This window comes from Serratia sp. JKS296 (genome assembly GCF_900215445.1).
In the GTDB taxonomy this organism is placed as follows: domain Bacteria; phylum Pseudomonadota; class Gammaproteobacteria; order Enterobacterales; family Enterobacteriaceae; genus Serratia; species Serratia marcescens.
The window spans coordinates 3112983-3137322 of record NZ_OCMX01000001.1 but is presented as its reverse complement, the minus strand read 5'-3'; the positions used below and the strand labels follow the sequence as shown (position 1 = coordinate 3137322).

Here is a 24340-nt window from a genome sequence, read left to right as displayed (position 1 = left end):
GAATGCGCATGGCGCATTCCCCGTTTTTTTTTACCTTTTGCTTACGTGCGCCGACGCCGGTGGAGAACGGGAACTGTGATAGACTGCGGCCGATGCGTTGTTCACTCGCGAAACAACCCCTTGCTCAGAGTCAATGTCGTGAAGCTCTCTTCCTACCTTCGGCTGGCCTGCGTGGCGGCCGGTGTGATGGCACTCACCGGCTGCGGCAGCATTATCAGCCGCACCGTGCCCGGCGCCGGGCATGGTCACCAGTATTATCCCGGCGTGCAGTGGGATCTGCGCGATACGCCCTGGCGCTATGTCACGGTGATAGACGTGCCGCTGTCGATGGTGGTGGACACCTTTATGCTGCCGTTTGATGCGCAGCATGGCCCCTACGAGTAATTTCGTTCAGCGGGTGGCGAACACCACCAGTTGATAGCCTTTCTGCCCGCAATGGAAAGGCGCCAGCGCCGTCATCCCCAGCCCTTGCACGTGAGCGGCCAACGAATGCGGATTGTCGTCGTCGATAAACAACGCGCCCACGTCGTAATCATCGCGGGTGTGCGCTTTGACCGCGGCGTAGAGGCGCTTCAGCACGCCTTTGCCGCGCCAGGCGGCGGCGAGGCAAACGGGGCCGTAGAGAAACACCCGCTGCTCACTCAGCGGCCGTCCGGCGAAGGACTGCGTGGCGAGCGTCGCCAGCATCGCATCCACCACCGGCGGCCGCGGTTGCGCGTCGGCGGGCATCAGGCAAACAAACCCCGCCAGTTGGTTCTCCTGTTCGGCCACCCATATGCCGATGCCGCGGTTGATCGTCGCCAGCTGCGCCTCATTCATGCGCGATACGATAAATCCCTGCCGTTTTTGGCTCTCGTCGAGCGCTTCCGGCACGTTTTCCCCCTGTAGCTGCAAAATGGCGGGGTAGTCGGTAGGGCGGGCCCGGCGAATAATCATGCGGCCTCCTTGGCGATGAAAGCGCGGCGCGGGTTAACGTTCATCCCACTCATCGGCTGCGGCCTGGCCTTCTTCGGTATCCAGCGGCGGTTCGAGCTGAAAGTCGCCTTCTTCCCATTCGTACAGGGTGTTTTCATCTATCCACTCGGCGGTAATTTCCACCTCGTCGTAGTCACCGTCGAAGATCGCCTGCGCCGCCGCACCGCTGCGCAGCGTCAGGCATTCCACCGCCTCTCCTTCTTCTTCGAAGAACTCCGCCTGCCACATCGTGTCCCCATCCTGCATCACGTACTTTTGCAGATTGAACTGCTGGGGCACCGGCGGCTCGTCATCGCTGCCGCCTTCGGCGGTGTCGATAAACTCTTCGCGTGCGGCCTCGATGGCTTCTTCCAGGGTTGCATACAGGCTCATGTTCGCCTCCGTTGACAATGAGAGTAAAGCGTCCGGCGCACTGCCGGTGCGGTGGGGGAAACGTCAAAACTAATTGTTGTCTCACTGGCGCAGGATGCAAATTTTTTTGTTGTCCGCTTTGCGACGATGGTTGTCCGCAAAGCGGGAGAAGAGGAGGCGATGGCGGGAAATAATGACGCATCGTTCACTCTGGCGTCAGGAGAAGCCCATGTTAATCGACCCTTCAAGCAAATACCGACCGTTCCCGCCGGTGGCGTTGCCGGACCGCCAATGGCCTGCGCGTACGCTGAGGCAGGCGCCGCGCTGGTGCTCCAGCGATCTGCGCGACGGCAACCAGGCGCTGGCGGAGCCGATGGATAACGCGCGCAAGCGCGAATTCTATCAATTGTTGTTGCAGTGCGGTTTCAAGGAGATCGAGGTGGCTTTCCCTTCGGCGTCGCAAACGGATTTCGACTTTGTACGCGCGCTGATCGACGAGCGGCTGATCCCGGACGACGTCACGATCCAGGTGCTGACGCAGTCGCGCGACGATCTGATCGATCGCACCTTCGAGGCGCTGCAGGGGGCGCCGCGGGCTATCGTGCATCTGTATAACGCCACGGCGCCGATGTTTCGCGATATCGTGTTCCGCCAGGATAAGGCCGCCACCGTGGCGCTGGCGGTGAACGGCGCGCGGCGCATCCGCCGGCAGTGCGAGGCGCAGCCCGATACCGCCTGGTGCTTTGAGTATTCGCCGGAAACCTTCTGTTTTACTGAGTTAGAGTTCGCGCTGGAGATCTGCGAAGCGGTGGCGGAGGTTTGGCAGCCGGGGCCGCAGCGGCCGATGATCATCAACCTGCCGGCGACGGTGGAAGTGAGCACGCCCAACGTGTATGCCGATCAGATCGAATGGTTTTGCCGGCACTTCAGCCGTCGCGCCGATGTGGCGATCAGCGTGCATCCGCATAACGATCGCGGCACCGGCGTGGCCTGTGCGGAGCTGGCCTTGCTGGCCGGCGCCGATCGGGTCGAAGGTTGCCTGTTCGGCAACGGAGAGCGCACCGGCAACGTCGATCTGGTCACGCTGGCGTTGAATCTCTATACCCAGGGCGTGGCGCCGGGTCTGGACTTCAGCCGCCTGAAGCAGGTGGTGGAGGTGGTGGAGCAGTGCAATCAGCTGCCGGTGCATCCTCGCCATCCTTATGCCGGCGAGTTGGTGTTTACCGCCTTTTCCGGTTCGCATCAGGATGCGATCAAGAAAGGTTTCGCCGCGCAACGGCAGCGGCAAGATGGCCGCTGGCAGGTGCCATACCTGCCGCTCGATCCCGCCGATGTCGGTTGCAGCTATGAAGCGGTGATCCGGGTCAACAGCCAGTCCGGCAAAAGCGGCGCCGCCTGGTTGTTGGAACAGAATCATGGGTTGGCGTTGCCGCGCGGTTTGCAGATTGATTTCAGCCAAGTGGTGCAGCGCGCGACCGACGGCAGCGGCAAAGAAATGAGCGGCGCGCAGCTGTGGCGTTTATTCCGCGATACTTACGGGCTGGTGGAGCAGCCGCGTTTGCAGCTGTTAAGCTACCAAACGGAAAGCCATGGGGTAGAGGCCTACAGCTTCAACGCGCGAGTTGCCTGCGAGGGAGAGCCACTGCGCCTGCAGGGGGCCGGCAACGGTCTGCTTTCCAGCGCGGTGGATGCGCTGCGTCAGCGCTTCGGCTTGTCGCTGGCGATCGAGGATTATCACGAGCATACGTTGGGACATCAGAGCGATAGCCGAGCGGTGGCCTATATTCGCTGTACGCTGCCGCAAGGTGAGGCGACTTACGGCGTTGGCATCGACGCCGACTCCGCCAGCGCCTCGCTGCAGGCGCTGTTCAACGTCGCCGGGCGCTATCTGGCGCCAACGTCGGCGCAGTCCGGCTGAAATAGTCGCTGGGCGCTACTCCCAGCAGCCGGCGGAACATGGCGCTGAACGCGCTGGGGCTGTCATAGCCGAGATCCAGCGCCACTTCCAACACCGAGCGGCCGGTCGCCAGCGCGTTTAATGCCGCCAGCAAACGGGCGCGTCGCACCCAATCGCTAAAATGCAGCCCGGTTTCTCGCTGGAAGCGCCGCGACAGAGTGCGTCCGCTGACGCTGAGATGAGCGGCAGCCTGTTCCAGCGTCCAGGGTTGCGCCAGCGTGGCCTGGATATGGCGGCACAGGGCGAGCAGCGAGGCTTCGCGAGGTTCCGGCAGGTGCAGCGGCAGAATCGGCAGCATTCGCAACTCATCCAGAATCAGTTCCATCACGCGCTCATCGCGCCCGCCGCTTGGATAGCCGGGCGCAATTTCCATCGCACAGATAATCAACTCGCGCAGCAGCGGGGAAACCTGCACTACCTGGCATTGGGCCGGCAGATCGGCGCGCGCCAACGGATCGACGAACAACGTCCTGGCGGCCACCTGGCCGGTGATACGCAGGCTGTGCACCACTTTCGCCGGCACCCAGACGCCGCGGCCGGGCGGCACCACCCAACTGCCGAGCCGGGTCGTGACCTGCACCACGCCGCTCAGGCTGTGAATCAGCTGCGCGCAGTTATGGTAGTGGTCCGGCTCGCTGTCGCCGTGGCGATAATCTCTGGCTAATGGCCGTACAGGCCGATCGGGCGGCAGAACGTCGTGAAACAACAGCATCGTAAGCAGGCTCCGCGCGGCAAAAGGGGGAAGACAGCATGCCATGCGGCGTTGTTTCACACCAGTCTGTGGCGCGGCACGGCAAAATGGTTTATAAAATTATATTATATAATTTTATAAACTGATGGAGGGGCAATGGATATTGATGCGATGCGCAAGGCGGCGGCGCAGGCCGGTGCGATGCTGCGTACCTTGGGCAACGAAGATCGGCTGCTGTTACTGTGCAGGCTCAGTCAGGGCGAGATGGCGGTGAGCGAGCTGGCGCAGGCGCTGGATATCCGCCAGCCGACGCTGTCCCAACAGCTTGGCGTGCTGCGCGAGGAGGGGTTGGTCTCCACCCGGCGAGCCGGCAAGCAGATTTACTATGCGGTGGCCGATGCCAAAGCGCTGGCGCTGCTCACGACCCTGTATCAACTGTATTGCCCACAGCCGGAGAACCGCGATGACCATTGACTGGCAGCACTTCACGCCGTATTCCGCGTTGGCGGGCGGGGCCATTATCGGCGGCGCGGTAGCGCTGCTGCTGCTGTTCAATGGCCGGATCGCCGGTATCAGCGGCATTACCGGCGGTTTATTGAACGTGGGCGGCCGGGAGGGGGGCTGGCGCGCCGCATTTATTGGCGGGTTGCTGCTCTCTCCCTGGCTGTATGCTGCCGCTGCGGCGTTGCCGCCCGGTGAGATCTCGGTTGGCAACGGCTGGCTGGCGGCCGCAGGGCTGTTGGTGGGCTTGGGCACTCGATTGGGCAGCGGTTGCACCAGCGGGCACGGCGTGTGCGGCGTCGCGCGGTTGGCGCCGCGTTCACTGGCCGCCACGGCGGTGTTTATGCTGCTGGGCTTTATGACCGTGTGGCTGATGCGCCACACGTTGGGAGGTTGAAAATGCTTAAAACGCTGTTGGCGCTGCTGAGCGGCGTGATTTTCGGTCTGGGGTTAATTATCGCCGGCATGGCCAATCCGGCCAAGGTGTTGGCGTTTCTCGACGTTACCGGCATGTGGGATCCCTCGCTGGCGTTGGTGATGGCAGGGGCGATCGCGGTGGCGGCGCCGGCCTTCCTGTGGGCGCGGCGACGCGAGCGGAGCCTGTTGGGCGAGCCGCTGCAGATCCCGGCCGCCGGGCGTGTGGATCGCCGTTTGCTGGCCGGCAGCGCGCTGTTCGGCATCGGCTGGGGTATCGCAGGCATTTGCCCCGGCCCGGCCTGGGTGTTGGCCGGGGTGGCGATAGGCCGGGTATGGCCGTTCCTGCTGGCGATGCTGGCGGGCATGGCGCTGTATGACATTATCATGAGGCGGAGGCGTACATGTCGATAGCCAAAGCGGTGTTGCGCATCGGGCGCCCCACCGATCGGTTGCAGGAAATTGCCGCGTTGTATTGCCGCGGGCTGGGTTTCGAAAAACTGGGCGAGTTTGTCGATCATCAGGGGTTCGATGGCATGATGATTGGGCATCCGCAGCATGCCTACCATCTGGAGTTCACGCAGCACCGCGGGGTGCGGGTCGGGCAGGCGCCGACGCAGGATCATCTGCTGGTATTTTATCTGCCGGATGAGAACGAATGGCGGGCCGCGTGTGAGCGGATGCGGGCGGCGGGGTTCTTGGCGGTCGCCGCCTATAATCCCTATTGGGATCGCGCGGGGCAAACCTTTGAAGATCCTGACGGCTACCGGGTGGTCTTGCAACATCAGGCCTGGCAAGCATAAAAAAACCGGCGCATCGAGCGCCGGTTTGCGAGAGAAAAACGGGTTATCCGTCAGACGTTGGTCGCCGGTTTTTGCGCGCTCTTGGACTGGGTATTTTCCAGCATGCGGCGAATCGGCACGATCAGCACGATAAGCACGGCGGCGCAGATCAGCAACGCGACTGAACAGCGAGCGAACAGATTCGGCAGCATATCCAGTTGGTCGGCCTTGACGTGGCCGCCGATCAGACCGGCCGCCAGGTTGCCCAACGCGCTGGCGCAGAACCACAGCCCCATCATTTGCCCGCGCATTCTCTCCGGCGCCAGCAGCGTCATGGTGGCCAGCCCGATCGGGCTCAGGCACAGCTCACCCAGCGTCAGCATCAGGATACTGCCCACCAGCCACATCGGCGATACGCCGGCGCCGCCGTTGCTCAGCACATTCTGCGCGGCCAGCATCATCAGGCCGAAACCGCCGGCGGCGCACAGGATGCCGATCACGAACTTGGTGATGCTGCTCGGACGCACGTTATTGCGTGCCAGTGCAGGCCAGGCCCAGCTGAACACTGGCGCCAGCAGGATGATGAACAGGGCGTTGATCGACTGGAACCATACCGCCGGGATCTCGAAGTCGCCGATCATGCGATTGGTGTAATCGTTGGCGAACAGGTTGAACGAGGTCGGTTTCTGTTCAAACGCCGACCAGAAGAACGCAGCGGAGATCAGCAGGATGAAGCACACCAGCAGGCGCGCACGCTCTTTGCGGCTCAGGCCGGCAAAGGCGAACAGATAGATGAAGTACAGGGTGACCGACGCGGCGATGACGTATACCAGCACGCTGGCCACCTCGACCGGATTGATGACGATGGTGCCCTGAGCGATCAGCACGATGACCGCCACCAGGATGGCCGCCAGCGCCAGCAACCAGACGCCGACGCCTTCTTTCTTCGCGACCGGGCTGTTCCAGGTGGAGTCCAGGCCCACTTCGTGGTCATAACGTTTCATCGCCGGTACGGCGAATACCCGGAAGATCACCAGCGCCACCAGCATCCCGATACCGCCGATGCCGAAGCCCCAGTGCCAGCCGTGTGACTTGATCAACCAGCCGGAGATCAGCGGGGCAATGAACGAGCCGATGTTGATGCCCATGTAGAACAGCGAGAAACCGCCGTCACGACGCGCATCGCCTTTTTTGTACAGCGTACCGACCATCACCGAGATACAGGTTTTGAACAGGCCGGAACCGAGCACGATGAACATCAGGCCGATGAAGAACAGATTGGTGCCCATCACCGCGGACAGGGCGATCGACAGGTGGCCGAGCGCGATCAGGATCGAACCGTACCAGACGGCCTTGCGTTGGCCGAGCCAGTTGTCCGCCAGCCAGCCGCCCGGCAGTGCCGCCAGGTACATGCTGCCGGCGAAGATGCCGACGATCGCCGACGCGTTCTCGCGCGCGAGACCCAGACCGCCATCGTACACGGTGGCGGCCATAAACAGGATCAGCAGCGGACGGATGCCGTAGAACGAGAAACGCTCCCACATTTCGGTGAAGAACAGAGAACCCAGCGGATAGGGATGGCCGAAGAAGGTCCGGCTTTCTGACTTATTGACAGAGGATTGCATAACGATTTCCCAATAAAAGGCGCTGCAAGGCTGCAGCCCGTACTGTGGTATGTATGTGTATTTAATGAAGGCGATCCGCCCAATGCGGATTACCCGACAAACACCGCGGCTGCAACGCTGATAAACCGTGGAAAGCGTGCTGACCTTTTCTTCACTTGGCCGATGTTTCACATCTGGCGTGATATTATTTAACCATTTGATAACTGGTCGTTGGTTTTGTCTAGTACCTGTATCCCATTTTTTAGATGAAAAGTCGACAAGCATCTCCTTTTCTGGTTTTTCTGTTGGTTATGACAGGAATATGATTGACAGCGGGTTTTATGTGCTGAAAGTTATTTTTTTGTTGATAAACAAAATGTTGAGATAAGAAAGTTCTGGGTGGGACGAAAATTCGCCGGCCCGAAGGAGGCATTATTAAAAGTGGGGGAAATGCGCCGTTGAACCGGCCAACGGAGGAAGCTGGCGATAAATGCAGCTATTGTTCTTCCTGCAGCGTGTCTTCCCGCAAATAGCCCGGCCGCCGCCGCAGACACCACCAGGAATAACCGGCGTTGAACAGCACCACTAAAGCGGTGACGGCGAAGACCGCGCGAAAACCGTAACCGGCGGAGACTGCGGCGCCGAGCAGCGGACCGCTGACGTTGCCGACGTCGCGGAAAGACTGGTTATAGCTGAAAATACGGCCGGCCACCTGATTGGTGCAGTTATAAATTAACAACGTCTGTACCGCCGGCAGCAACGCGCCGTCGGCCGCCCCCAGCAGAAAACGCAGCACCCCGAGCTGCCACGGCGTTTGCACGAACGCCATCGGGATCAGCAATAGCACCGAGACGATCAGCATGAATACCAGTATGCGTTCCGGGCCGATGCGATCGCCCAGCTTGCCCAGCCGCGGGGCGCTCATCAACGCCGCGACGCCGGGCACCGAGGCAATCAGCCCGCTGATAAACGCCAGATTGTGGGTGGCGCCGGCCAGATCGCGCACATACAGCGTCAGGATCGGCGCGATCGAGCCGGTGGCGATTTGGATGATCATGGTGGTGACGAACAGGCTGAGCACCAGCTTCGGGTTTTTCAGCGAAGCGAACACCTGTTTTGCATGCAACATGTCGCGCTTTTGCACCGGGGTGAATTGTTCTTTGACATACAGCAACGTCAGCACGAAGCAGACGAACAGCACCGCGGCGGTGATATAAAACACCGGGCGCAGGCCGTATAAATCGGCCAGCAGCCCCCCGATCAGCGGGCCGACCAGCGCGCCTCCGACGCCGCCGGTAGACAGGGTGCCGAGCGCCCAGCCGCTGCGGTTGCGCGGCACCTGGGTGGCGATCAGCGCGTTGGCGTTGGGAATGAACCCGCCGAGCAGCCCCAGCACCGCACGCAGCGCGAGAAACTGCCAGACCGTTTGCGCCATGCCCATCAGCGCCATGACGATCGCCATACCGAGCGCCGAACGCAGCAACATCAGTTTGCGGCCGCGTCGGTCGGCCAGGGCGCCCCAGAACGGCGCGGCGATAGCGGAAAACAGGAAGGTGATGCTGAACAGCAGACCGGACCACATGTTGAGCGCCTGATGGCCGGTTACGCCCAGCGTCTCTACGTACAGCGGCAGAAACGGCATCACCAGGCTGAAGGCGGCGCCGGTGAGAAAGCATCCCAGCCAGGCGACGAAAAGGTTGCGTTTCCAGTTAACGGGTTCTGCTGCCGAAGCCATAAATGTCCATTGCCGAAAGGTGACGCGTTTTGCCGGTGGCAAAGATGAAGGGGCAAAACGTGAAAAGTTAGCCTGGTAAGTATGCGCCGCAAGCGCGGCGACGGCAAATGAGGGGACAAAGATTGGGCGAAAAATGAAATAAAGTTTTAAAAATGACGTTTAAACCTTATTCCGCGCTTGGCGCGCGGAATTTACAGCGTTTTATAAGCCGGCCAGCGCCTCGAAACCGGCAGCGGTGGTGGTGGCGCTAAAGTCGGTGACCTCGTAGTGGGCCACGGCGTTGAACGGATCTTCGGCCAGGATGGCGTCCAGTTGCGCACGCTCAATGCCTTTGGCCAGGATCACGCCGCCGGTGCGGGGATTCTTGCGGCCGGAAGCGACGAAGGTGCCGTCCTGAAAATATTTCTTAAGCCAGGCGATGTGCCCGTCAAGGTGGCTGTCGACGTCGGCGATCGGGCGATGGTAGGTCAGGCTGACAATGTACATAGCGGCTCCAGGGGGTGGCGGCAAAGGCATTACCATCCCACCCTCGCCGGCGATTCTCAAGAGGCACGCAATAAAAAACCCGCCGGCGGCGGGTTGGTTTTATCAGTAAAGCGAAGGCTCGCCTTCCGGGCGGGTCTTGAAGCGGCGATGCAGCCACATGTATTGATCCGGCGCCATCAGGATCTCTTTTTCCACCACTTTGTTCATGAAGGCGGCGGCGTCGAGTTCATTATCCAGCGGGAAGTTTTCCACCGCTGGCTGCATGATCAGTTCATACCCTTTGCCGTCCGGCAGGCGGCGCGGGGTGAACGGAATGATCGCCGGTTTACCCATTCGCACCAGCACATAGCTGCCGGTGGTGGTGGCGGCTTTGTCCACTGCGAACAGCGGCACGAAAACGCTGCTGCGCGGGCCGTAGTCGTGATCCGGCGCATACCAGATGATATCGCCCTGTTTCAGGGCGCGGATCATGCCTTTGACGTCCTTGCGATCCAGCATCGACTTGTTGGAACGCATGCGCCCCCAGGTTTGCAGCCAGTCCATCAGCTTGTTGTCGTGCGGGCGGTAAACGCCGATGCCCGGGTTGTGAATGCCGAAGATGCGCGCGCCCAGCTCCAGCGTCAAAAAGTGCAGGCCAATCAGCAGCACGCCCTGCTGGTTGTCGCGCGCTTTTTGGATATGCTCCAGGCCGCTGACCTTGAACCAGCGCTCGATGCGCCAGTTGGGCCAGAACCACGCCATGCCGGTTTCAAACAGCCCCATGCCGACCGATTCGAAATTCTTTACCACCAGCGCAGCGCGTTCGGCCTGCGGCATGTCGGGAAAACAGAGCTCGAGGTTGCGCTGGGCGATAGCGACGCGCCGCTTGAGAAAGCGCATGGAAAATCGCCCAATCGAGGTGCCGAGCCAGTAGATGACGGGGTAAGGCAGCAACACCAGCAGATACAGCAAGCCGATGCCGACCCAGGTCAGCCAGTAGCGCGGGTGCAATAAGGAGCGATTGAAAGTAGGAACTTGAGTCATGGGTTCTCTGTTTGAATACGGTTGTTTAAGTGTAATGACAGCGTCATCGCACGGTCTGGCAGCCGGGTGAACTCGGCGGCAAGGTTCGTTTCTGCCGTTTGTTTGCGACTATTGTGGCATTTTTCTGGCGATCCGGGAAAACACAACGCATTAAAATCCCTTTTTGAGCGTTAAATATGCATCGAATGCCGAATTTTTCCACAATCTTTCCTGCCAAAGATAATGGCGATATTATTGTCGGTAATTATTCAGAGGGTAAATATGTTGGCACCATGGATCAGTGCGGGGCTGCTGGTGTTGGGCGCGGCGGTCGGCAGCGTCGGCGCACATTTGCAGATGAACGCGATATTGGCGCTTGCCGGCGTGATGATGGCGCTCGGTATGGTGGCTTCCGCGTTTACCGAAGGCGGCGGACGCTGAACGGGGCGCTTGCGCCAGGGCTGCGCGGCGGCGGTTTTTCGGGTATGATGTGCGCCGCGCGCGGGCCTGCTGGCTGCGCGCGGTAATCAGTCACCTCCCGAAAGACAGGAAAGTACACCATGCCAGTGTTACATAACCGAATTTCTAATGAGGAACTGAAGGCGCGCATGCTGGCGGAAACCGAGCCGCGCACCACAGTTTCTTTTTACAAATACTTCTCCATCGACGATCCCAAGGCGTTTCGCGACAGCCTGTACATTCAGTTCGAAAAACTGAAGGTGTTCGGCCGCATCTACGTGGCGAAAGAGGGCATCAACGCGCAGATCAGCGTGCCGCAGCATCACTTCGACGCGTTCAAAGCCGCGCTGTTCGCCTCGCACCCGGCGTTGGATCAGGTCCGCCTGAATATCGCGCTGGAAGACGACGGCAAATCCTTCTGGGTGCTGCGCCTCAAGGTGCGTGAGCGCATCGTGGCCGACGGCATCGATGACGAGAGCTTCGATCCGAGCAACGTCGGCGAGTATCTGCAGGCCGAGCGCGTCAATCAGATGATCGACGATCCGAATACGGTATTTGTCGATATGCGCAACCACTATGAGTACGAAGTCGGCCACTTCGAAAATGCCATCGAGGTGCCGTCGGATACCTTCCGCGATCAGCTGCCGATGGCGGTGGAGATGCTGCAGGACAGCAAAGACAAGAATATCGTCATGTACTGCACCGGCGGCATTCGCTGTGAAAAAGCCAGCGCCTATATGCTGCACAACGGCTTTAAAAACATCTACCACGTGGAAGGCGGGATTATCGAGTACACCCGCAAAGCGAAAGAACAGGGGTTGCCGCTGAAGTTTATCGGCAAAAACTTCGTGTTCGATGAGCGCATGGGCGAGCGCATCTCTGACGATGTGATCGCCAACTGCCACCAGTGCGGCGCGCCGTGCGATACCCATACCAACTGCAAGAACGACGGCTGCCATCTGCTGTTCATTCAGTGCCCGAGCTGCGCCGCCAAGTTTGAAGGATGCTGTAGCGAGATTTGCCGCGAAGAGCTGAAGCTGCCGCGCGAAGAGCAGCGCGCGCGCCGTGCAGGCCGCGAAAATGGCGTCAAGATCTTCAATAAGTCGAAAGGCTTGCTGCAGACCACGATGCACATTCCGGCACCGGAAGAAGAAGGCCCAGCCCGCTGAGCCTGAGGAAATGAGAAGCCCGGCCGCCAAGCCGGGCTTTTTTTTATTTCTCGCGCACGCCTTCTACGGAGATGATCAGCTCAACGTCTTGCGACGCCGGGCCCAGATCGGTGGTAATGCCGAAATCTTTCAGCTTGATCTTGCCGTTGGCTTCAAAGCCGGCGCGGTAGCCGCCCCACGGATCGTTGCCCTGGCCAATCAGTTTGGCGTCCAGCGTGACGGGCTTGGTCACGCCGTTCAGCGTCAGGTTGCCGACCACCGCATAACCGTCGCCGCTTTTCTTCACTTCGGTGGATTCAAACTTGGCCTGTTTGTTCTTCTCCACGTTGAGGAACTCGGCGCTGCGCAGGTGCTTGTCGCGCTCGGCGTGGTTGGTGTCGACGCTGGCGGTATTGATGGTCACGTTAACCTTGTCCTTGGACGGATCTTTCTCGTCGAAGGTGAAGCCGCCGTCGAAGTCTTTAAAGCTGCCGTACAGCCAGCTGTAGCCCAGGTGCTGGATGCGGAACTCGATAAAGGCGTGCTGGCCCTGTTTGTCGATCTTGTAGTCCGCCGCCAGTGCGGAACCGGCGCTCAGCAGCAGGGCGCCTGCGGTCAGGCCCAATACGGTCTTTTTCAACATAGCAATCTCCATAAATCCAAAGGTTAATCGGCGCTGCTACCCAGCATCCGTTTCAAAGTGACATCACGATCGATAAAGTGATGTTTAAGCGCGGCCAGCCCGTGCAGTACCGAAAGCACTACCACGGCCCAGGCCAGGTAAAGGTGTATGGCGCCGGCGGTGTCGGCCTGTTCCGCCATGCCGGTGACGGTGGCGGGCACGTCGAACCAGCCGAATACGCTGATCGGTTGGCCGTCGGCGGTGGAGATCAGATAGCCGCTGATCAGAATGCCGAACAGCACGGCATACAGCGCCAGATGCGCGAGAATAGCGCTGACGCGAGTGAGGCGGCCATAGCTGGCCAGAGGTTTGGGCGGCGGCGAGACAAAGCGCCAGACCACGCGGATCACCATCACGATGAACAGCAGCGTGCCGATGCTTTTGTGGATCTCCGGCGCCTGATGGTACCAGACGTCGTAATAGCCCAGCGTGACCATCCACAGGCCAAGTGCGAACATGCCGTACACCGTCAGCGCCACCAGCCAGTGGATCAACACTGACACATGGCCGAAACGATCGGCGGTATTTTTCCAGAGCATCCTGTTTCCTTCGATTACCGATTGGCTGGCTGCAATAATTAAACTTTAGGAAACATAAAATCAATAATAAATTTAACTATGTTACTTCTTAGAAATATTAGTCAGTGAATTTGTTTGAGATGTTCGGGCTTCATCAGATAAATCGTTGAAGATGATATTATTTCCCTCACGGGGCGGTTATGCTAGTTGTTGAAAATTAGGCTTATTATCTATTAATGTCAGCTTTTGTCATTTTACGTAAATCGCCCATGAGTTGCTCGGTGGAATTATTTGTTGGCAAAGGTTATGCCTATTTCTTGCGGCAAAGAGCAGGGCGGAAAGATTAATTTTTTCGAACGGTTAGGCGAAATACTCTGCGGCGTGACGGTGGATTTTGCTACCATTAGCGCCAAGAGTCGGCTCTTGGTGGCCGGTTAACCCAGTGAAATAACAAGGAAACGTCATGGGCCGAACCCGCGTGACCGACAGCAGCCTGCGTCTGGCCGTCCTGCTGGCGATGTTGGTGATCATTTTGGCCGGGGTGAAAGCCGCCGCTGACATCGTGGTGCCGTTTTTGCTGGCGATATTTCTCGCCATGGTGTTGAACCCGCTGGTGGCGATGCTGGAACGCAAGCGGGTGCCGCGTATCGTCGGGGTGACGCTGCTGGTGACGGCGGTGATCGTGGTCGTGATGCTGTTTATCGGCATGCTGGGCGCTTCGCTCAATGAGTTCGCCCGCTCGCTGCCGCAGTACCGCGGCATGATGATCGAGAAGTTGCGCGAGCTGCAGCATTACGCCGATCGCTTCAATATCAGCCTCTCCAGCGAAGCGATGCTGCAGTATGTCGATCCGAGCGCGGCGATGAATTTGGTCACCCGCATGCTGGGGCACCTGTCTGGCGCCATGACCAACGTCTTCCTGCTGCTGATGACCGTGGTGTTTATGCTGTTTGAAGTGCAGCTGCTGCCGTATAAGCTGCAGCAGGCGCTGGATAAGCCGAACGAGGGGCTCGCCGCGATGCGGCGGGCGTTGGACGGCGTGACGCGCTATCTGGTGATTAAAACCATCATCAGCCTGGCCACCGGGGTGATTGTCTGGATCTTCCTGGCGGCGGTCGGCGTGCGCTTCGCTTTTATCTGGGGGCTGCTGGCGTTTCTGCTCAACTACATTCCCAACATTGGCTCGGTATTGGCCGCCATTCCGCCGCTGATTCAGGCGCTGTTGTTCAACGGGCTGGGCGATGCGCTGGTGGTGGCGGGCGGCTTTATCGCTGTCAACATGGTGATCGGTAATATCCTCGAACCACGGGTGATGGGGCGCGGGCTGGGGCTGTCGACGCTGGTGGTGTTCCTGTCGCTGATCTTTTGGGGCTGGCTGCTCGGCCCGGTGGGCATGTTGCTGTCGGTGCCGCTGACGATCGTGGCGCGCATCGCGCTGGAGACTACCGAGGGCGGCTATCGGCTGGCGGTTATCCTGGGGGACGGCCGCCCGCCGCGTCAGCCTCCGGCGGCGCCGGAGTGAGGAAGATCTTGCCGTTCACACCGGGCTGCGTGGCGTGCTGCAGCGCCGTTGCGTACTGATGCAAAGGATAAATCGCGGCGGGTGGGCGCAAAGCCAGCTGGCCGCGCCGCAGCAGCTGGAATAGCTGATAAAACGCCATCTGCCACTGCGCCGGCGCCGCCTGTGCGTTCCATTTGCGCAGGTGGAACAGCGAAGCGCGCAGCTTTAACTCGTCCACCACGCGCCGCCAGTCTACCTGGCGGCCGCTCAGCAGGCCCAGCGCCACAAAATCGCCGCCGGTGCGGACCGCCTGCGCCAGCTGCAATCCGTCTTCCCCACCGATGCAGTCGATGGCCGCACGGGCGCCAAAATTCGTCATTTCCACCAGCTGAGGTGCTTCGATAACGCGCCAGGCGCCGGCGGCCAGTAACGCCTGGCGATGAGCGGCGTTGCGCACCACGACCGCCAGACGAATGCCGCGCAGCGCCGTCAGCTGCGCCAGCAGCAGGCTGACAGCGGAGCCGCCGCCGTTGATCAGCAGTACGTCGCCGGCGTTGAGCGGCAGCCATTGCGTCAACAGCACCCAGCAGGTGAGCGGGTTGATATAGATTTGCGCTGCGCAGGCGTCGTCAATGTCATCCGGCACCCAGACCACCCGAGTCTCAGGCAGCGTGACGAAGGTTTGCCAACTGCCGTCACCCGCTACCGCCAGCGCGCGTCGGTCCGTTGAATGCCCATTCTGCGGATTGACGATGACGCCCACGCCTTCATATCCCGGCACCTGCGGCAGGGCGATGCGGTGCGCGTATTGGCCGTGGATCGGGATCAGATCGGAAGGGTTGATCGGGGCATAGCGCATCTGCAATAACTGCTGTCCGGGGCGCAGCAGCGGTCTGCTCATCTGCTGCAATTCCAGCACCTGGGCGGGATCGCCGAAGCGGTTGAAGCTCAATCGGGGAAATAACGGCGGCATGGATTACATGACGAAGAAGAAATAGACATCCAACGCCAGCAGCACCAGCCACAGACAAAGGTAAAGCACCAGGTGCTCACGCACATTGTTGACGATAGCCGCCAGTATTCGGTTTAACATTTCAGCCGCCTGAAGAGAAGGACCCTTGATTATAGTCCTTTTCTCGACGTCTTTTACAGCGCGCCGCGCGTGTGCGCTGGAAGAGCGGCGATAAAAAAGCCTGCGTTATCGCAGGCTTGATGTTATACCGCCAGCAGCGCCAGCGGCGTCGAATTTGTTGGCGTGCTCGGCGGGTAGAAATAGCGCAGCACGTTATACAGCGAGTAGAACTCCAGCCGGTTGCGCGCGTTGATCTTCTCCGTGATGTGACGCTTGTGCACGTACACCGTATGCGAGCTGATCTGCAGCTTTTTCGCGATGCGGTAGTTGGGCATCTCCGCCATCCAATATTTCATTACCGTCAGTTCCTGCGGGCTGAACAGGGAACGCTCTTCGCCGTCATCGGCCAGCGCCAGCGGATTTTCGCGCAGCGTGCGTAAGGTGAGCGGCAGAATGCTTTTATTGAACAGAAAGGCATTATCGGCGATGCGCATTGGCGCTTCGCTGTAAGGGTAAGGCGTATCGAGATAAATAAACAGCAAGGCAGACTGGCTGGCTTCCATAAATGCCAGCAGCTGTGCGTCCGCTTCGTTATAGCGGCATTGGTTGCTGAGGTTCACCAGAATGTGGCTCGGCTGAAAGCTGGACAACAGTGGCGTAGCGTACTCAATGCTGTGGCAGCACTTGATCGTCGTAATCCCACTATCAGCAAAGTAGCTGGCTATACCGACCCGGGTGAAGCAGCATTCGTCCACGACAAGTAGTTTCATGGTGACGTCCTTGTTGAAAGCCGATGGAGCATATCTTCTGTAAAATAGGACTTACACTGCAAGTGTTCAATTCGGAAATTCAAATGCTGAATGCAAGAAATTTCCGTTATCAGAATTTTTACTTGGTATTTAAAAGAGTTAGCAGGTTAATAAATTGTAACCGCCAGATTTCGCTGTCCAGGGCTCGACGGGAACGTGGACAGCGAAATCCTCCGCTCAGCTAAATCGCTTCAGACCAAAGCTGGAGAGGTCAACCGGCGGCGCTTTGTCCTGCGCGAACAGCGCGGCGATCTCGCCCAGAGCGCTGGCGAACTTGAAGCCGTGGCCGCTCAATCCGCTGATGACCATCAGGCGATCGCAATCCGGCAGCGTATCGATAATAAAGTCTTCGTCAGGGCTCATATCATAACTGCAGGCTTCGCCGTGTAAACATACGCCTACACCCGGCAAAAATTGCCGCAGGAAGGAGAAAACTTCCGTGCCGTCGCTGGCGTAGCTGCCGAAGGGCTTGCGCTGCTCGGGGGCATCCATCGGCTGGCCGCCGTCGTGTTTGCCCACTTTCAGGCCATCGTTATCCGCCGGGAAACCGTAATAGTGCGTGCCGTCCTGCGCTTCGACGGTAAAGGCCGGGAAGCGATTGTTCACGCTGTAGCGGCCGTCCGCCTGATGCCAGGAGAATACCTTGCGCAATGGCGCGATCGGCAGCTGCGGCAACAGCGCCTTCACCCAGGTGCCTGCGGTGACCACCGCTTTTCGCGCCGTGAAACGCCCTTCGTCGGTGACGACCTCAACGCCGCCATCAATGGGGTTAACCGCGCTGACCGGGCAGTTGAACAGCTGGCTGCAGCCGGCCTCTTTCGCCAGTTTGATCAGGCTGGCAACCGCCAGTTCGGAGCGCAGGAAGCCGGCGTCCGGCTCGAAGACACCGACGTAACCTTCCGGCGCGCGGAATTCCGGCCAGCGTTGAGCGATCTGTTCGGCGCTGAGGGTTTGCGCATTAAGGCGAAACTTTTGCGCGCTCTGCTGAGCATTGCGAATGAATTCGGAGTGCTGCGGCCCCAGGTTTAGCACGCCGCACGACTGGAACAGTTCTTCACCGGATTGTTGAATCAGCGCATTCCACAGCGCCTGTGCGCGCAGCACCAGCGGCACGTACTTTTCACCTTCGCCGTAAGCGTGACGAATAATGCGGGTATCGCCGTGATGGCTGCCGTTGCGGTGTGGAGGAATGGCGCTGTCGATCATCAGCGCTTTCAAGCCGGCCCGGGTAGCGTAATACCCTGCCGCCGCGCCGACTGAACCGCTGCCCACCACAATCAAATCATATTCCACGTGCCCACCCTCTCTGATAGCGATTTCTTATCGCCCCATGATAAAAGGTTGGCGAGCGCAATGCACTGATTGAACGGCGAAAGGCGAAGAAAAGGCGCCGGGATCGATCACGGCGCCTTAGGGGTTAGGGGACGATGTATCAATGTTTTCTGCGATCAAGATCCTGGTAATCCGTAGCTTCAATCTTGGCGATGCCGGCCTCTAAGATATTGATTAATTGACGGGCGACATCTGTAGTGAGCCAAAGCGTTCGGTCTACTTGGGCTTCTTCGGGCGTTTGGTCTAGTGAAGACAGGTAATGAAGGCGTATCATCATGGCGTCGTAAACGTCGACAGTACTGATATCCCAACCGACAAGCGGGTGCGTCTGAATTACTTCATCATTTCTGTCCATAAAGACCCCTTATTGAGTAGTAACTACCGTGAGTGACTAACGAGGATCAATGCGGCTCATCATCATGAGAGCAATTACAGTATACGCATCCGCTTTCATCGGTGGAGGGGGTTGTCACCGAAATTTGCAAAATAAATATTTATTTGAACAATTATTCTACAAATTTGTATGTGCGCAGTGGATGAGTCAAGCGCAGCGCGTTATTCCGCGTCGGCAGGTGGCGATGCGCCGTGCAGACATTTTTCCAGCTCTTCGGCCAAATGGGCGAAATGCTTTTGCGTTTCGGCATCACGATTCTGGCTGTGCGATTCCAGCTTCAGGCTGTGGATCAGCCGTTGGTTGGCTTTGTCATCCAGGCTGAAGGCCAGATAAGAGAAAGCCACTTCCAGTACGTTCAAGCGCCTTTTCTGATCGGCAATCAGCGCCAGCAGTTCGCCAAACGTCATTGCGTCTTCGGATTTCACCTTGTCCGGGGCCATGCTTACTCCTTTGCGTTAAATACAGCGCTGAGGCAGATTTTGTTTCAGAGTAAGGGTAAGCGATGAATGGGCAGGGCGCCAGAAACAAAAAAGCCGGAGAGCGACCCCCGGCAAAAACAGCATTGCAGTGTTATTCTGCGCTAAACCATTCGTCTGCGCTTTCCCAGGTTTCCTGAAGGATTTCCTCAATCAGATCCCGGTCGGTTTTGGCGCCCCCCAGCACGGAGAGCCCGTTGGCGCCGGCATAACGTACGTGCACGACGGCGTCTGGAAACTGGCGGTTGACCCGCTTGCCCAGTTCACCGGTCAGCGCCTCAATGGCGCCCGCCGGCAGCGGCCGGGTTTTATCTATAGTGACTTCAACACGCATAATTGCCCCCGAAGCGATTTACTGTTTATTTATACAGTTAACCGAGTGCGGGGGCAAGAGGGCGAAGCAAAAATATCAGTCTTTCAGCGACCAGTTCAGGGTTTCACCCGCCAGGAAGGGGATCACGGATTCATTGCCGAGGGTAATCTCTTCCGGCTGGGTGGTTGGCACGCGCTGCAGTTCGATGAAGTCTTCGTTGAGCGGCAGGCCATAGAAGCGCGGGCCGTTGAGCGAGCAGAAGGCTTCGAAGTGCTCCAGTGCGCCTAGCTGTTCGAAGACCGCTGCGTAAGCCGGGATGGCATTCGGCGCGTTGAAACAGCCGGCGCAACCGCAGCTGGACTCTTTGCGATGCTTGAGGTGCGGCGCGGAGTCGGTGCCAAGGAAGAAGCGATCCGAGCCGCTGGCGACCGCCTGACGCAGCGCTTCCTGGTGGACATTGCGCTTGAGGATCGGCAGGCAGAACAGGTGCGGGCGAATGCCGCCGACCAGCATGTGGTTGCGGTTGAACATCAGGTGCTGCGGCGTGATGGTGGCGCCGAGGAAACGATTGCCTGCCTGCACGTATTGCGCCGCTTCTTTGGTGGTGATGTGCTCGAAGACGATCTTCAGCTCAGGGAACTGTTGGCGAATCGGTTCCATCACCTGCTCGATAAAGCGCGCCTCGCGGTCGAAGATATCGACGGAAGGATCGGTCACTTCGCCGTGGATCAGCAATGGCATGCCGATTTTTTGCATCTGCTCGAACAGCGGGTAAATACCGGTCACGTCGCTGACGCCGTGGCTGGAGTTGGTGGTGGCGTTGGCCGGATACAGCTTGGCGGCAGTAAACACCCCTTGTTCGAAGCCGTTGACCAGTTCACTGGCCGCCAGGGAGTTGGTCAGGTAGCAGGTCATCAGCGGAGTGAAATTGTGACCCTGCGGAACCGCCGCCAGAATGCGATCGCGGTAGGCGCGCGCGGCGGCCACGGTCGTTACGGGCGGAACCAGGTTCGGCATCACGATCGCCCGGCCAAATACCTGACTGGTATAGGGCACCACCGTTTTCAGCATTTCATCGTCACGCAGGTGGATATGCCAGTCGTCTGGGCGGCGGATTTTCAGAACTTGAGGTTGTGCGGTCATCTAGCTAGGCTCCGGCGGTCAAATACGTCTAATGAAAAGCGAATAATGGGTTTATTCACGCCGGGGTGTAAGGATAAGCGGAAAGTGCCGCAGATGCATCTGTTTGTTGGCGACAAGTTGAAATCAATAGCGCGGCGGGCGCATAGTAACCGGGATTTCAACGATGCCGACGCCAATACCGTCGACCTTCATCAAGTGGAAAGGGAGAAAGCAATGGAAGTACGCGTTATCGCCACCCTGCAAGCGAAAGCGGGATTTGAAGCCGCCGTCAGCGAAGCGGTGCACGACATTATCGAGCCGAGCCGCCAGGAGTTGGGCAACCTGCAATATGACTTGCATCGCGATCTGGAAAAACCGGGCGTTTTCGTGTTCTTTGAGCGTTGGGCCAGCAGCGAAGCGCTGGATAAGCATAATGAGACGGCGCATTTTCAGCAGTTCGTCAGCCGGCTTGACGGCAAGTTGGATGTTCTGGACATCAAAAAACTGAAGAAGATCGCCTGAGGACGTTACAGGCAAGAAAAAACCCGCCGATGGCGGGTTTTTTTAGGGTTGCAGATTAACTTATTCGTTAACCGGCTGTGGTTTGGTGGCCGGCGCGGTCGCCTGGCTCACCGCCGAATGGCCGCCTGCGGAGCCTTTGCCTTCAAAGTTGAAGGAAGGGCGCTGCCAGTCGCTGTGCTTGCGTTCTTCCGGCACATAGGCCGGCGCAGGCGCTTTGGTCATCGGCGCAGTGGCGATGTGTTTGTACAGCGCGTCCTGCACGGCTTTCACCGGCGCCGGCTGCTGAGCAACCACTGGCGCAGGGGCTTTTTCCACCGGAGCGGCTTCCACGGCTGCCGCCGCAGGTGCGGCTTCTACTTCTGCCATTGGCGTTTCTTCCGCTGGCGTGGCTTCTACCACCGGTGCAGTTTCGACCACAGGCTCGTCTTCCGCTAGCGCAGGTTCAACCACTGGCTCTACAGCTACGGTTTCAGCTACCGGCTCGGCTTCCACTGCAGGGGCAGTCTCTTCCGCTTTCGGCTGTTCAACTGCAACAGTTGCCGGGGCGGTTTTCACCGGCGCCGGGATTTCCTCGGCCGGGATAGCCACGACAGGCGCTACGGCTGCAGCTTCTTCCGTTACGGTAACGGCAGCAGTTTCAACGGCGGCTTCTGGCGCAGGCGGGTTGATGCTGGCCGCCACCTGGGTTTCTTCCACGGCAACGTTGTGCTGTTCAACCGCGGCAGCGACAACCGGTGCCGCAGCCTGTTCTACGGCTTCGGTCTGCACTTCGGCTTCTTCAATCTGAGCGACCGGGTAGCTTACCCAGACTTTGCCCGATGCCATTTCCGGCGAAGCGAACGCGCCCGCCAGCGGCATTGGAGATTGCAGCGGGTAACGTTCATCGCGGTAACGACGGCGGCGCTGGCCACTGACGCGCAGGTGGCGCGGTGAACGGCGGGAACGGCGCGGCATGCCTTCGCCGTTGCCGCGGCTTTCGCCCTGGGCATCGTCTTCCGGCTGTGCGGCAACGGTTTCCGGCAGCAGCTTGACGCTGTCGTCGGCGGTCGGCTGCGCGTCTTCGGCTTTCGCTACCGGCGCTTTCGGCGCCAACAGCTCTTCCGCTGCGCGCTGCAGCTCTTCTTCGGCAGACAGGATACGCACTTTCTGCGTCAGCGTGCGGCGCTGACGGCGCTGCATGTTCTGCTGCTGGCGTTCTTCCTGTTCTTCGTCGGTGCTCTCGACCGCTTCAACGCTTTCCAGCGCTTTCACTTCCTGCTGAGCCTGACGTTTCTCTTCCTGACGGCGACGCTGGCGTTCAGCGCGCTGCTCACGGCGTTGCTGCTGATCTTCGCGCGGCGCTTTAGCGCCTTCTTCTGAAGCGGTTTCCTCCGCTACCGGCGCGTTCTGCTGCTGGTTGCGGCGGTTACGGCGCTGCTCATCGCGGGACTCACGCGATTCACGGCCTTCACGGTTCTCACGCGGTTCACGGTTGTCGCGCTCGCGATTGTCACGGCCTTCACCGCGCTCTTTACGCTCGCCGCGTTCCGGACGATCGCCACGGTCGCTACGCTCACCGCGCTCTTTACGGCCGGTGCCTTGACGGCGCTGACCGCGACGATCCTGACGACGGTTTTCACCGTTGCTTTCCGCCTTCGGCGCTTCGGCTGGTTTGGCTTCTTCGACGGCAGGTTGCTCTTCACCGGCGAACAAGTTCTTCAGACCACCGAACAGGCGACCCAGGAAGCCCGGCTTGGCGGCGGCCGGCGCTGCGGCTTTCGCCTTGGCGGCTGCAGCGGCAGGCTTGGCCACGGCGACGGGTTCTTCAGCCGGCGGCGGCGCATCGGCGGACAGCGAGAAGGAAGCCAGGGCCGGTTGCTCCGGACGCTTGCGCTCCATCGGCGCGTCTTCCAGCGGGCGCTCCATGTCTTCTTCGTGCAGCTTCGGCAGCAGGTAGCTGAGGGTAGAGGTTTCCTCGCCCTTGCGCACGCGCAGCACCGAGTAGTGCGGGGTTTGCATTTCATCGTTCGGCACGATGACGGCTTTCACGCCACCCTGACGTTTTTCGATCGCGCTGACCGATTCGCGCTTTTCGTTCAACAGGTACGAAGCGACCTGAACCGGCACGATAGCGTGAACTTCTTTGGTGTTTTCCTTCAGCGCTTCTTCTTCGATCAGGCGCAGAATGGACAGCGCCAGCGATTCGTTGTCGCGAATGGTGCCGGTGCCGTTACAGCGTGGGCACACGTGATGGCTGGACTCGCCCAGCGACGGGCTGAGGCGCTGACGCGACATTTCCAGCAGGCCGAAGCGGGAGATGCGGCCGATTTGGATGCGCGCGCGGTCTTGGCGCACGGCGTCACGCAGGCGGTTTTCCACTTCGCGCTGATGGCGAACCGGCGTCATGTCGATGAAGTCGATGACGATCAGGCCGCCGAGGTCGCGCAGGCGCAGTTGGCGAGCGATCTCGTCCGCCGCTTCCAGGTTGGTGTTGAACGCCGTCTCTTCGATGTCGCCGCCGCGGGTTGCACGCGCGGAGTTGATGTCGATGGCGGTCAGCGCTTCGGTGCTGTCGATGACGATCGAGCCGCCGGACGGCAGGCGCACTTCGCGCTGGAAGGCGGATTCGATCTGCGATTCGATCTGATAGTGGCTGAACAGAGGAATTTCACCGCTGTACAGTTTGATTTTGCTGCTGAAATCCGGGCGGCCCAGCGCAGCGATGTGCTCTTTGGCCAGATCGAGAATTTTCGGGTTGTCGATCAGGATTTCGCCGATGTCCGGGCGCAGGTAATCGCGGAAGGCGCGCACGATAACGTTGCTTTCCTGGTGGATCAGGAACGGCGCAGAGCGGCCTTCGGCGGCTTTTTTAATCGCTTCCCAGTGCTTCAGGCGGAAGGAGAGATCCCACTGCAGCGCGTCGGCGGATTTGCCTACGCCCGCGGTGCGAACGATCAGGCCCATGCCGTCCGGCAGTTGCAGCGAAGAGAGCGCTTCTTTCAGCTCGGTGCGATCGTCGCCCTCGATGCGGCGAGAAATACCGCCGGCGCGCGGGTTGTTCGGCATCAGCACCAGATAACTGCCCGCCAGACTGATGAAGGTGGTCAAGGCGGCGCCTTTGTTGCCACGTTCTTCTTTGTCTACCTGAACGATGACTTCCTGGCCTTCGCGCAGCACATCTTTGATGTTCGGGCGACCATGGGAAGAGTAATTGCTAGGGAAGTATTCGCGGGCGATTTCTTTAAGGGGGAGGAAACCATGTCGTTCTGCGCCGTAGTCCACGAACGCTGCTTCAAGACTTGGTTCAATGCGGGTGATTTTGCCTTTGTAAATATTCGCTTTTTTCTGCTCATGACCCGGACTTTCAATATCCAAATCATACAGCCGCTGTCCATCTACGAGGGCAACACGCAACTCTTCCTGCTGAGTTGCGTTAATCAACATTCTTTTCATCTTAACTTACTCGTTATTTTTACATTATCGACAAAGCTGCGGGCAAAATAACCTCATGGCCG

General features: G+C 59.4%; 28 protein-coding genes. 10 read left to right on the top strand and 18 right to left on the bottom strand.

From position 1 onward, the window contains the following. Positions 1–138 precede the first annotated feature (138 nt). Positions 139–384, top strand: a complete 246-nt coding sequence (locus CRO23_RS15065) for a YceK/YidQ family lipoprotein (RefSeq protein WP_015377417.1) — start codon at positions 139–141, stop codon at positions 382–384. Between the two features lie 6 nt (positions 385–390). Here CRO23_RS15065 and CRO23_RS15060 read toward each other — a convergent pair whose 3' ends face one another. Both CRO23_RS15060 and CRO23_RS15055 read right to left on the bottom strand, forming a co-directional pair. After that, complete coding sequence (locus CRO23_RS15060; RefSeq protein ID WP_079451372.1) at positions 391–936, bottom strand: GNAT family N-acetyltransferase; 546 nt, start codon at positions 934–936, stop codon at positions 391–393. A gap of 33 nt (positions 937–969) precedes the next feature. Further along, on the bottom strand, positions 970–1347 hold the full coding sequence (locus CRO23_RS15055; protein WP_097102369.1) for a MysB family protein: 378 nt from the start codon (positions 1345–1347) through the stop codon (positions 970–972). Positions 1348–1555: 208 nt separating this feature from the next. On the opposite strand from CRO23_RS15055, the gene leuA reads away from it, so the two are divergent. Further along, on the top strand, positions 1556–3244 hold the full coding sequence (gene leuA / locus CRO23_RS15050) for a 2-isopropylmalate synthase (RefSeq protein ID WP_033640758.1): 1689 nt from the start codon (positions 1556–1558) through the stop codon (positions 3242–3244). Here the strand turns inward: leuA and CRO23_RS15045 are convergent. Next, positions 3195–3995 carry an AraC family transcriptional regulator gene (locus CRO23_RS15045; protein ID WP_016928219.1) on the bottom strand — a complete coding sequence of 267 codons (801 nt, stop codon included), beginning with the start codon at positions 3993–3995 and terminating at the stop codon, positions 3195–3197. The two genes, leuA and CRO23_RS15045, sit on opposite strands and share 50 nt — an antisense overlap. 135 nt (positions 3996–4130) lie before the next feature. Here CRO23_RS15045 and CRO23_RS15040 point away from each other — a divergent pair, with 135 nt between their 5' ends. Genes CRO23_RS15040 through CRO23_RS15025 form a run of 4 tightly spaced genes read left to right on the top strand, consistent with a single transcriptional unit; the run spans position 4131 to position 5692 of the window. Next, a complete protein-coding gene (locus CRO23_RS15040; RefSeq protein WP_016928218.1) occupies positions 4131–4448 on the top strand; it encodes an ArsR/SmtB family transcription factor in 318 nt (105 codons plus the stop codon). After that, the gene (locus CRO23_RS15035) at positions 4438–4872 is read left to right on the top strand and encodes a YeeE/YedE family protein (protein WP_016928217.1); all 435 of its coding nucleotides are present in this window, start codon (positions 4438–4440) and stop codon (positions 4870–4872) included. The genes CRO23_RS15040 and CRO23_RS15035 overlap by 11 nt, the downstream gene beginning before the upstream one ends. Positions 4873–4874: 2 nt before the next feature. Next, entirely contained in the window at positions 4875–5303 is a 429-nt protein-coding gene (locus CRO23_RS15030; protein ID WP_079451369.1) for a DUF6691 family protein, read from the top strand. Continuing rightward, positions 5294–5692, top strand: coding sequence for a VOC family protein (locus CRO23_RS15025; protein WP_016928215.1), 399 nt, complete (start codon positions 5294–5296; stop codon positions 5690–5692). The genes CRO23_RS15030 and CRO23_RS15025 overlap by 10 nt, the downstream gene beginning before the upstream one ends. Before the next feature lie 50 nt (positions 5693–5742). Here the strand turns inward: CRO23_RS15025 and CRO23_RS15020 are convergent, their stop codons facing one another. The 4 genes from CRO23_RS15020 to CRO23_RS15005 form a co-directional block, all read right to left on the bottom strand. Then, positions 5743–7296, bottom strand: coding sequence for a peptide MFS transporter (locus tag CRO23_RS15020; RefSeq protein ID WP_097102367.1), 1554 nt, complete (start codon positions 7294–7296; stop codon positions 5743–5745). 475 nt (positions 7297–7771) lie between these two features. Beyond that, entirely contained in the window at positions 7772–9010 is a 1239-nt protein-coding gene (mdtG, locus tag CRO23_RS15015; RefSeq protein WP_049300566.1) for a multidrug efflux MFS transporter MdtG, read from the bottom strand. A 201-nt stretch (positions 9011–9211) separates the two neighbouring features. Continuing rightward, a complete protein-coding gene (locus CRO23_RS15010; RefSeq protein WP_016928212.1) occupies positions 9212–9496 on the bottom strand; it encodes a YciI family protein in 285 nt (94 codons plus the stop codon). A 102-nt stretch (positions 9497–9598) separates the two neighbouring features. Continuing rightward, positions 9599–10519, bottom strand: coding sequence for a Kdo(2)-lipid IV(A) acyltransferase (locus tag CRO23_RS15005; protein ID WP_097102365.1), 921 nt, complete (start codon positions 10517–10519; stop codon positions 9599–9601). Positions 10520–10780: 261 nt separating this feature from the next. Here CRO23_RS15005 and CRO23_RS15000 point away from each other — a divergent pair, with 261 nt between their 5' ends. Both CRO23_RS15000 and trhO read left to right on the top strand, forming a co-directional pair. After that, positions 10781–10939, top strand: a complete 159-nt coding sequence (locus tag CRO23_RS15000) for a hypothetical protein (RefSeq protein WP_016928210.1) — start codon at positions 10781–10783, stop codon at positions 10937–10939. 119 nt (positions 10940–11058) lie between these two features. Beyond that, positions 11059–12126 (top strand): oxygen-dependent tRNA uridine(34) hydroxylase TrhO, encoded by a 1068-nt coding sequence (trhO, locus tag CRO23_RS14995; RefSeq protein WP_016928209.1) that lies wholly within the window; start codon positions 11059–11061, stop codon positions 12124–12126. Positions 12127–12169: 43 nt separating this feature from the next. On the opposite strand, the gene CRO23_RS14990 is transcribed toward trhO, so the two are convergent. Both CRO23_RS14990 and CRO23_RS14985 read right to left on the bottom strand, forming a co-directional pair. Further along, entirely contained in the window at positions 12170–12748 is a 579-nt protein-coding gene (locus tag CRO23_RS14990; RefSeq protein WP_016928208.1) for a YceI family protein, read from the bottom strand. A 23-nt stretch (positions 12749–12771) separates the two neighbouring features. Then, positions 12772–13326: a cytochrome b gene (locus CRO23_RS14985; protein WP_016928207.1), complete on the bottom strand. Its 555-nt coding sequence runs from the start codon at positions 13324–13326 to the stop codon at positions 12772–12774. Between the two features lie 442 nt (positions 13327–13768). On the opposite strand from CRO23_RS14985, the gene CRO23_RS14980 reads away from it, so the two are divergent. Next, a complete protein-coding gene (locus CRO23_RS14980) occupies positions 13769–14827 on the top strand; it encodes an AI-2E family transporter (RefSeq protein ID WP_079451367.1) in 1059 nt (352 codons plus the stop codon). Here CRO23_RS14980 and CRO23_RS14975 read toward each other — a convergent pair. The 8 genes from CRO23_RS14975 to pyrC form a co-directional block, all read right to left on the bottom strand. Continuing rightward, positions 14775–15779: a zinc-dependent alcohol dehydrogenase family protein gene (locus CRO23_RS14975; RefSeq protein WP_097102363.1), complete on the bottom strand. Its 1005-nt coding sequence runs from the start codon at positions 15777–15779 to the stop codon at positions 14775–14777. The two genes, CRO23_RS14980 and CRO23_RS14975, sit on opposite strands and share 53 nt — an antisense overlap. A gap of 3 nt (positions 15780–15782) precedes the next feature. Beyond that, entirely contained in the window at positions 15783–15899 is a 117-nt protein-coding gene (locus tag CRO23_RS14970; RefSeq protein ID WP_004927822.1) for a DUF2770 family protein, read from the bottom strand. Positions 15900–16021: 122 nt separating this feature from the next. After that, positions 16022–16648: a LuxR C-terminal-related transcriptional regulator gene (locus tag CRO23_RS14965; protein WP_028128019.1), complete on the bottom strand. Its 627-nt coding sequence runs from the start codon at positions 16646–16648 to the stop codon at positions 16022–16024. Between the two features lie 216 nt (positions 16649–16864). Next, positions 16865–17980 (bottom strand): N-methyl-L-tryptophan oxidase, encoded by a 1116-nt coding sequence (gene solA / locus CRO23_RS14960; RefSeq protein WP_028128020.1) that lies wholly within the window; start codon positions 17978–17980, stop codon positions 16865–16867. A 139-nt stretch (positions 17981–18119) separates the two neighbouring features. Continuing rightward, positions 18120–18374: a biofilm formation regulator BssS gene (gene bssS, locus CRO23_RS14955; RefSeq protein WP_004927812.1), complete on the bottom strand. Its 255-nt coding sequence runs from the start codon at positions 18372–18374 to the stop codon at positions 18120–18122. Between the two features lie 200 nt (positions 18375–18574). Further along, complete coding sequence (locus CRO23_RS14950) at positions 18575–18853, bottom strand: hypothetical protein (RefSeq protein ID WP_004927809.1); 279 nt, start codon at positions 18851–18853, stop codon at positions 18575–18577. 130 nt (positions 18854–18983) lie between these two features. Further along, on the bottom strand, positions 18984–19223 hold the full coding sequence (gene dinI, locus CRO23_RS14945; RefSeq protein WP_015377444.1) for a DNA damage-inducible protein I: 240 nt from the start codon (positions 19221–19223) through the stop codon (positions 18984–18986). Positions 19224–19298: 75 nt separating this feature from the next. Next, the gene (pyrC, locus tag CRO23_RS14940; RefSeq protein WP_033640751.1) at positions 19299–20345 is read right to left on the bottom strand and encodes a dihydroorotase; all 1047 of its coding nucleotides are present in this window, start codon (positions 20343–20345) and stop codon (positions 19299–19301) included. 213 nt (positions 20346–20558) lie between these two features. Here pyrC and CRO23_RS14935 point away from each other — a divergent pair, with 213 nt between their 5' ends. Beyond that, positions 20559–20846 (top strand): putative quinol monooxygenase, encoded by a 288-nt coding sequence (locus CRO23_RS14935; protein ID WP_015377446.1) that lies wholly within the window; start codon positions 20559–20561, stop codon positions 20844–20846. A 60-nt stretch (positions 20847–20906) separates the two neighbouring features. On the opposite strand, the gene rne is transcribed toward CRO23_RS14935, so the two are convergent. Beyond that, positions 20907–24278 (bottom strand): ribonuclease E, encoded by a 3372-nt coding sequence (gene rne / locus CRO23_RS14930; protein WP_097102361.1) that lies wholly within the window; start codon positions 24276–24278, stop codon positions 20907–20909. Positions 24279–24340 lie beyond the last annotated feature (62 nt).

Bases quoted from the DNA above. Each gene is read 5' to 3' on its own strand.
- CRO23_RS14980 (WP_079451367.1), top strand. From the start codon at position 13,769: ATGGGCCGAACCCGCGTGACCGACAGCAGCCTGCGTCTGGCCGTCCTG.
- dinI (WP_015377444.1), bottom strand. From the start codon at position 19,223: ATGCGTGTTGAAGTCACTATAGATAAAACCCGGCCGCTGCCGGCGGGC.
- CRO23_RS14935 (WP_015377446.1), top strand. From the start codon at position 20,559: ATGGAAGTACGCGTTATCGCCACCCTGCAAGCGAAAGCGGGATTTGAA.
- CRO23_RS15020 (WP_097102367.1), bottom strand. From the start codon at position 7,296: ATGCAATCCTCTGTCAATAAGTCAGAAAGCCGGACCTTCTTCGGCCAT.
- CRO23_RS14970 (WP_004927822.1), bottom strand. From the start codon at position 15,899: ATGTTAAACCGAATACTGGCGGCTATCGTCAACAATGTGCGTGAGCAC.
- rne (WP_097102361.1), bottom strand. From the start codon at position 24,278: ATGAAAAGAATGTTGATTAACGCAACTCAGCAGGAAGAGTTGCGTGTT.
- CRO23_RS15025 (WP_016928215.1), top strand. From the start codon at position 5,294: ATGTCGATAGCCAAAGCGGTGTTGCGCATCGGGCGCCCCACCGATCGG.
- CRO23_RS15060 (WP_079451372.1), bottom strand. From the start codon at position 936: ATGATTATTCGCCGGGCCCGCCCTACCGACTACCCCGCCATTTTGCAG.
- pyrC (WP_033640751.1), bottom strand. From the start codon at position 20,345: ATGACCGCACAACCTCAAGTTCTGAAAATCCGCCGCCCAGACGACTGG.
- CRO23_RS15010 (WP_016928212.1), bottom strand. From the start codon at position 9,496: ATGTACATTGTCAGCCTGACCTACCATCGCCCGATCGCCGACGTCGAC.
- CRO23_RS14975 (WP_097102363.1), bottom strand. From the start codon at position 15,779: ATGCCGCCGTTATTTCCCCGATTGAGCTTCAACCGCTTCGGCGATCCC.
- CRO23_RS15055 (WP_097102369.1), bottom strand. From the start codon at position 1,347: ATGAGCCTGTATGCAACCCTGGAAGAAGCCATCGAGGCCGCACGCGAA.
- CRO23_RS14990 (WP_016928208.1), bottom strand. From the start codon at position 12,748: ATGTTGAAAAAGACCGTATTGGGCCTGACCGCAGGCGCCCTGCTGCTG.
- CRO23_RS15030 (WP_079451369.1), top strand. From the start codon at position 4,875: ATGCTTAAAACGCTGTTGGCGCTGCTGAGCGGCGTGATTTTCGGTCTG.
- CRO23_RS14950 (WP_004927809.1), bottom strand. From the start codon at position 18,853: ATGGCCCCGGACAAGGTGAAATCCGAAGACGCAATGACGTTTGGCGAA.
- CRO23_RS15040 (WP_016928218.1), top strand. From the start codon at position 4,131: ATGGATATTGATGCGATGCGCAAGGCGGCGGCGCAGGCCGGTGCGATG.
- trhO (WP_016928209.1), top strand. From the start codon at position 11,059: ATGCCAGTGTTACATAACCGAATTTCTAATGAGGAACTGAAGGCGCGC.
- CRO23_RS15035 (WP_016928217.1), top strand. From the start codon at position 4,438: ATGACCATTGACTGGCAGCACTTCACGCCGTATTCCGCGTTGGCGGGC.
- CRO23_RS15045 (WP_016928219.1), bottom strand. From the start codon at position 3,995: ATGCTGTTGTTTCACGACGTTCTGCCGCCCGATCGGCCTGTACGGCCA.
- CRO23_RS15000 (WP_016928210.1), top strand. From the start codon at position 10,781: ATGTTGGCACCATGGATCAGTGCGGGGCTGCTGGTGTTGGGCGCGGCG.
- CRO23_RS14965 (WP_028128019.1), bottom strand. From the start codon at position 16,648: ATGAAACTACTTGTCGTGGACGAATGCTGCTTCACCCGGGTCGGTATA.
- mdtG (WP_049300566.1), bottom strand. From the start codon at position 9,010: ATGGCTTCGGCAGCAGAACCCGTTAACTGGAAACGCAACCTTTTCGTC.
- bssS (WP_004927812.1), bottom strand. From the start codon at position 18,374: ATGGACAGAAATGATGAAGTAATTCAGACGCACCCGCTTGTCGGTTGG.
- CRO23_RS14985 (WP_016928207.1), bottom strand. From the start codon at position 13,326: ATGCTCTGGAAAAATACCGCCGATCGTTTCGGCCATGTGTCAGTGTTG.
- CRO23_RS15005 (WP_097102365.1), bottom strand. From the start codon at position 10,519: ATGACTCAAGTTCCTACTTTCAATCGCTCCTTATTGCACCCGCGCTAC.
- leuA (WP_033640758.1), top strand. From the start codon at position 1,556: ATGTTAATCGACCCTTCAAGCAAATACCGACCGTTCCCGCCGGTGGCG.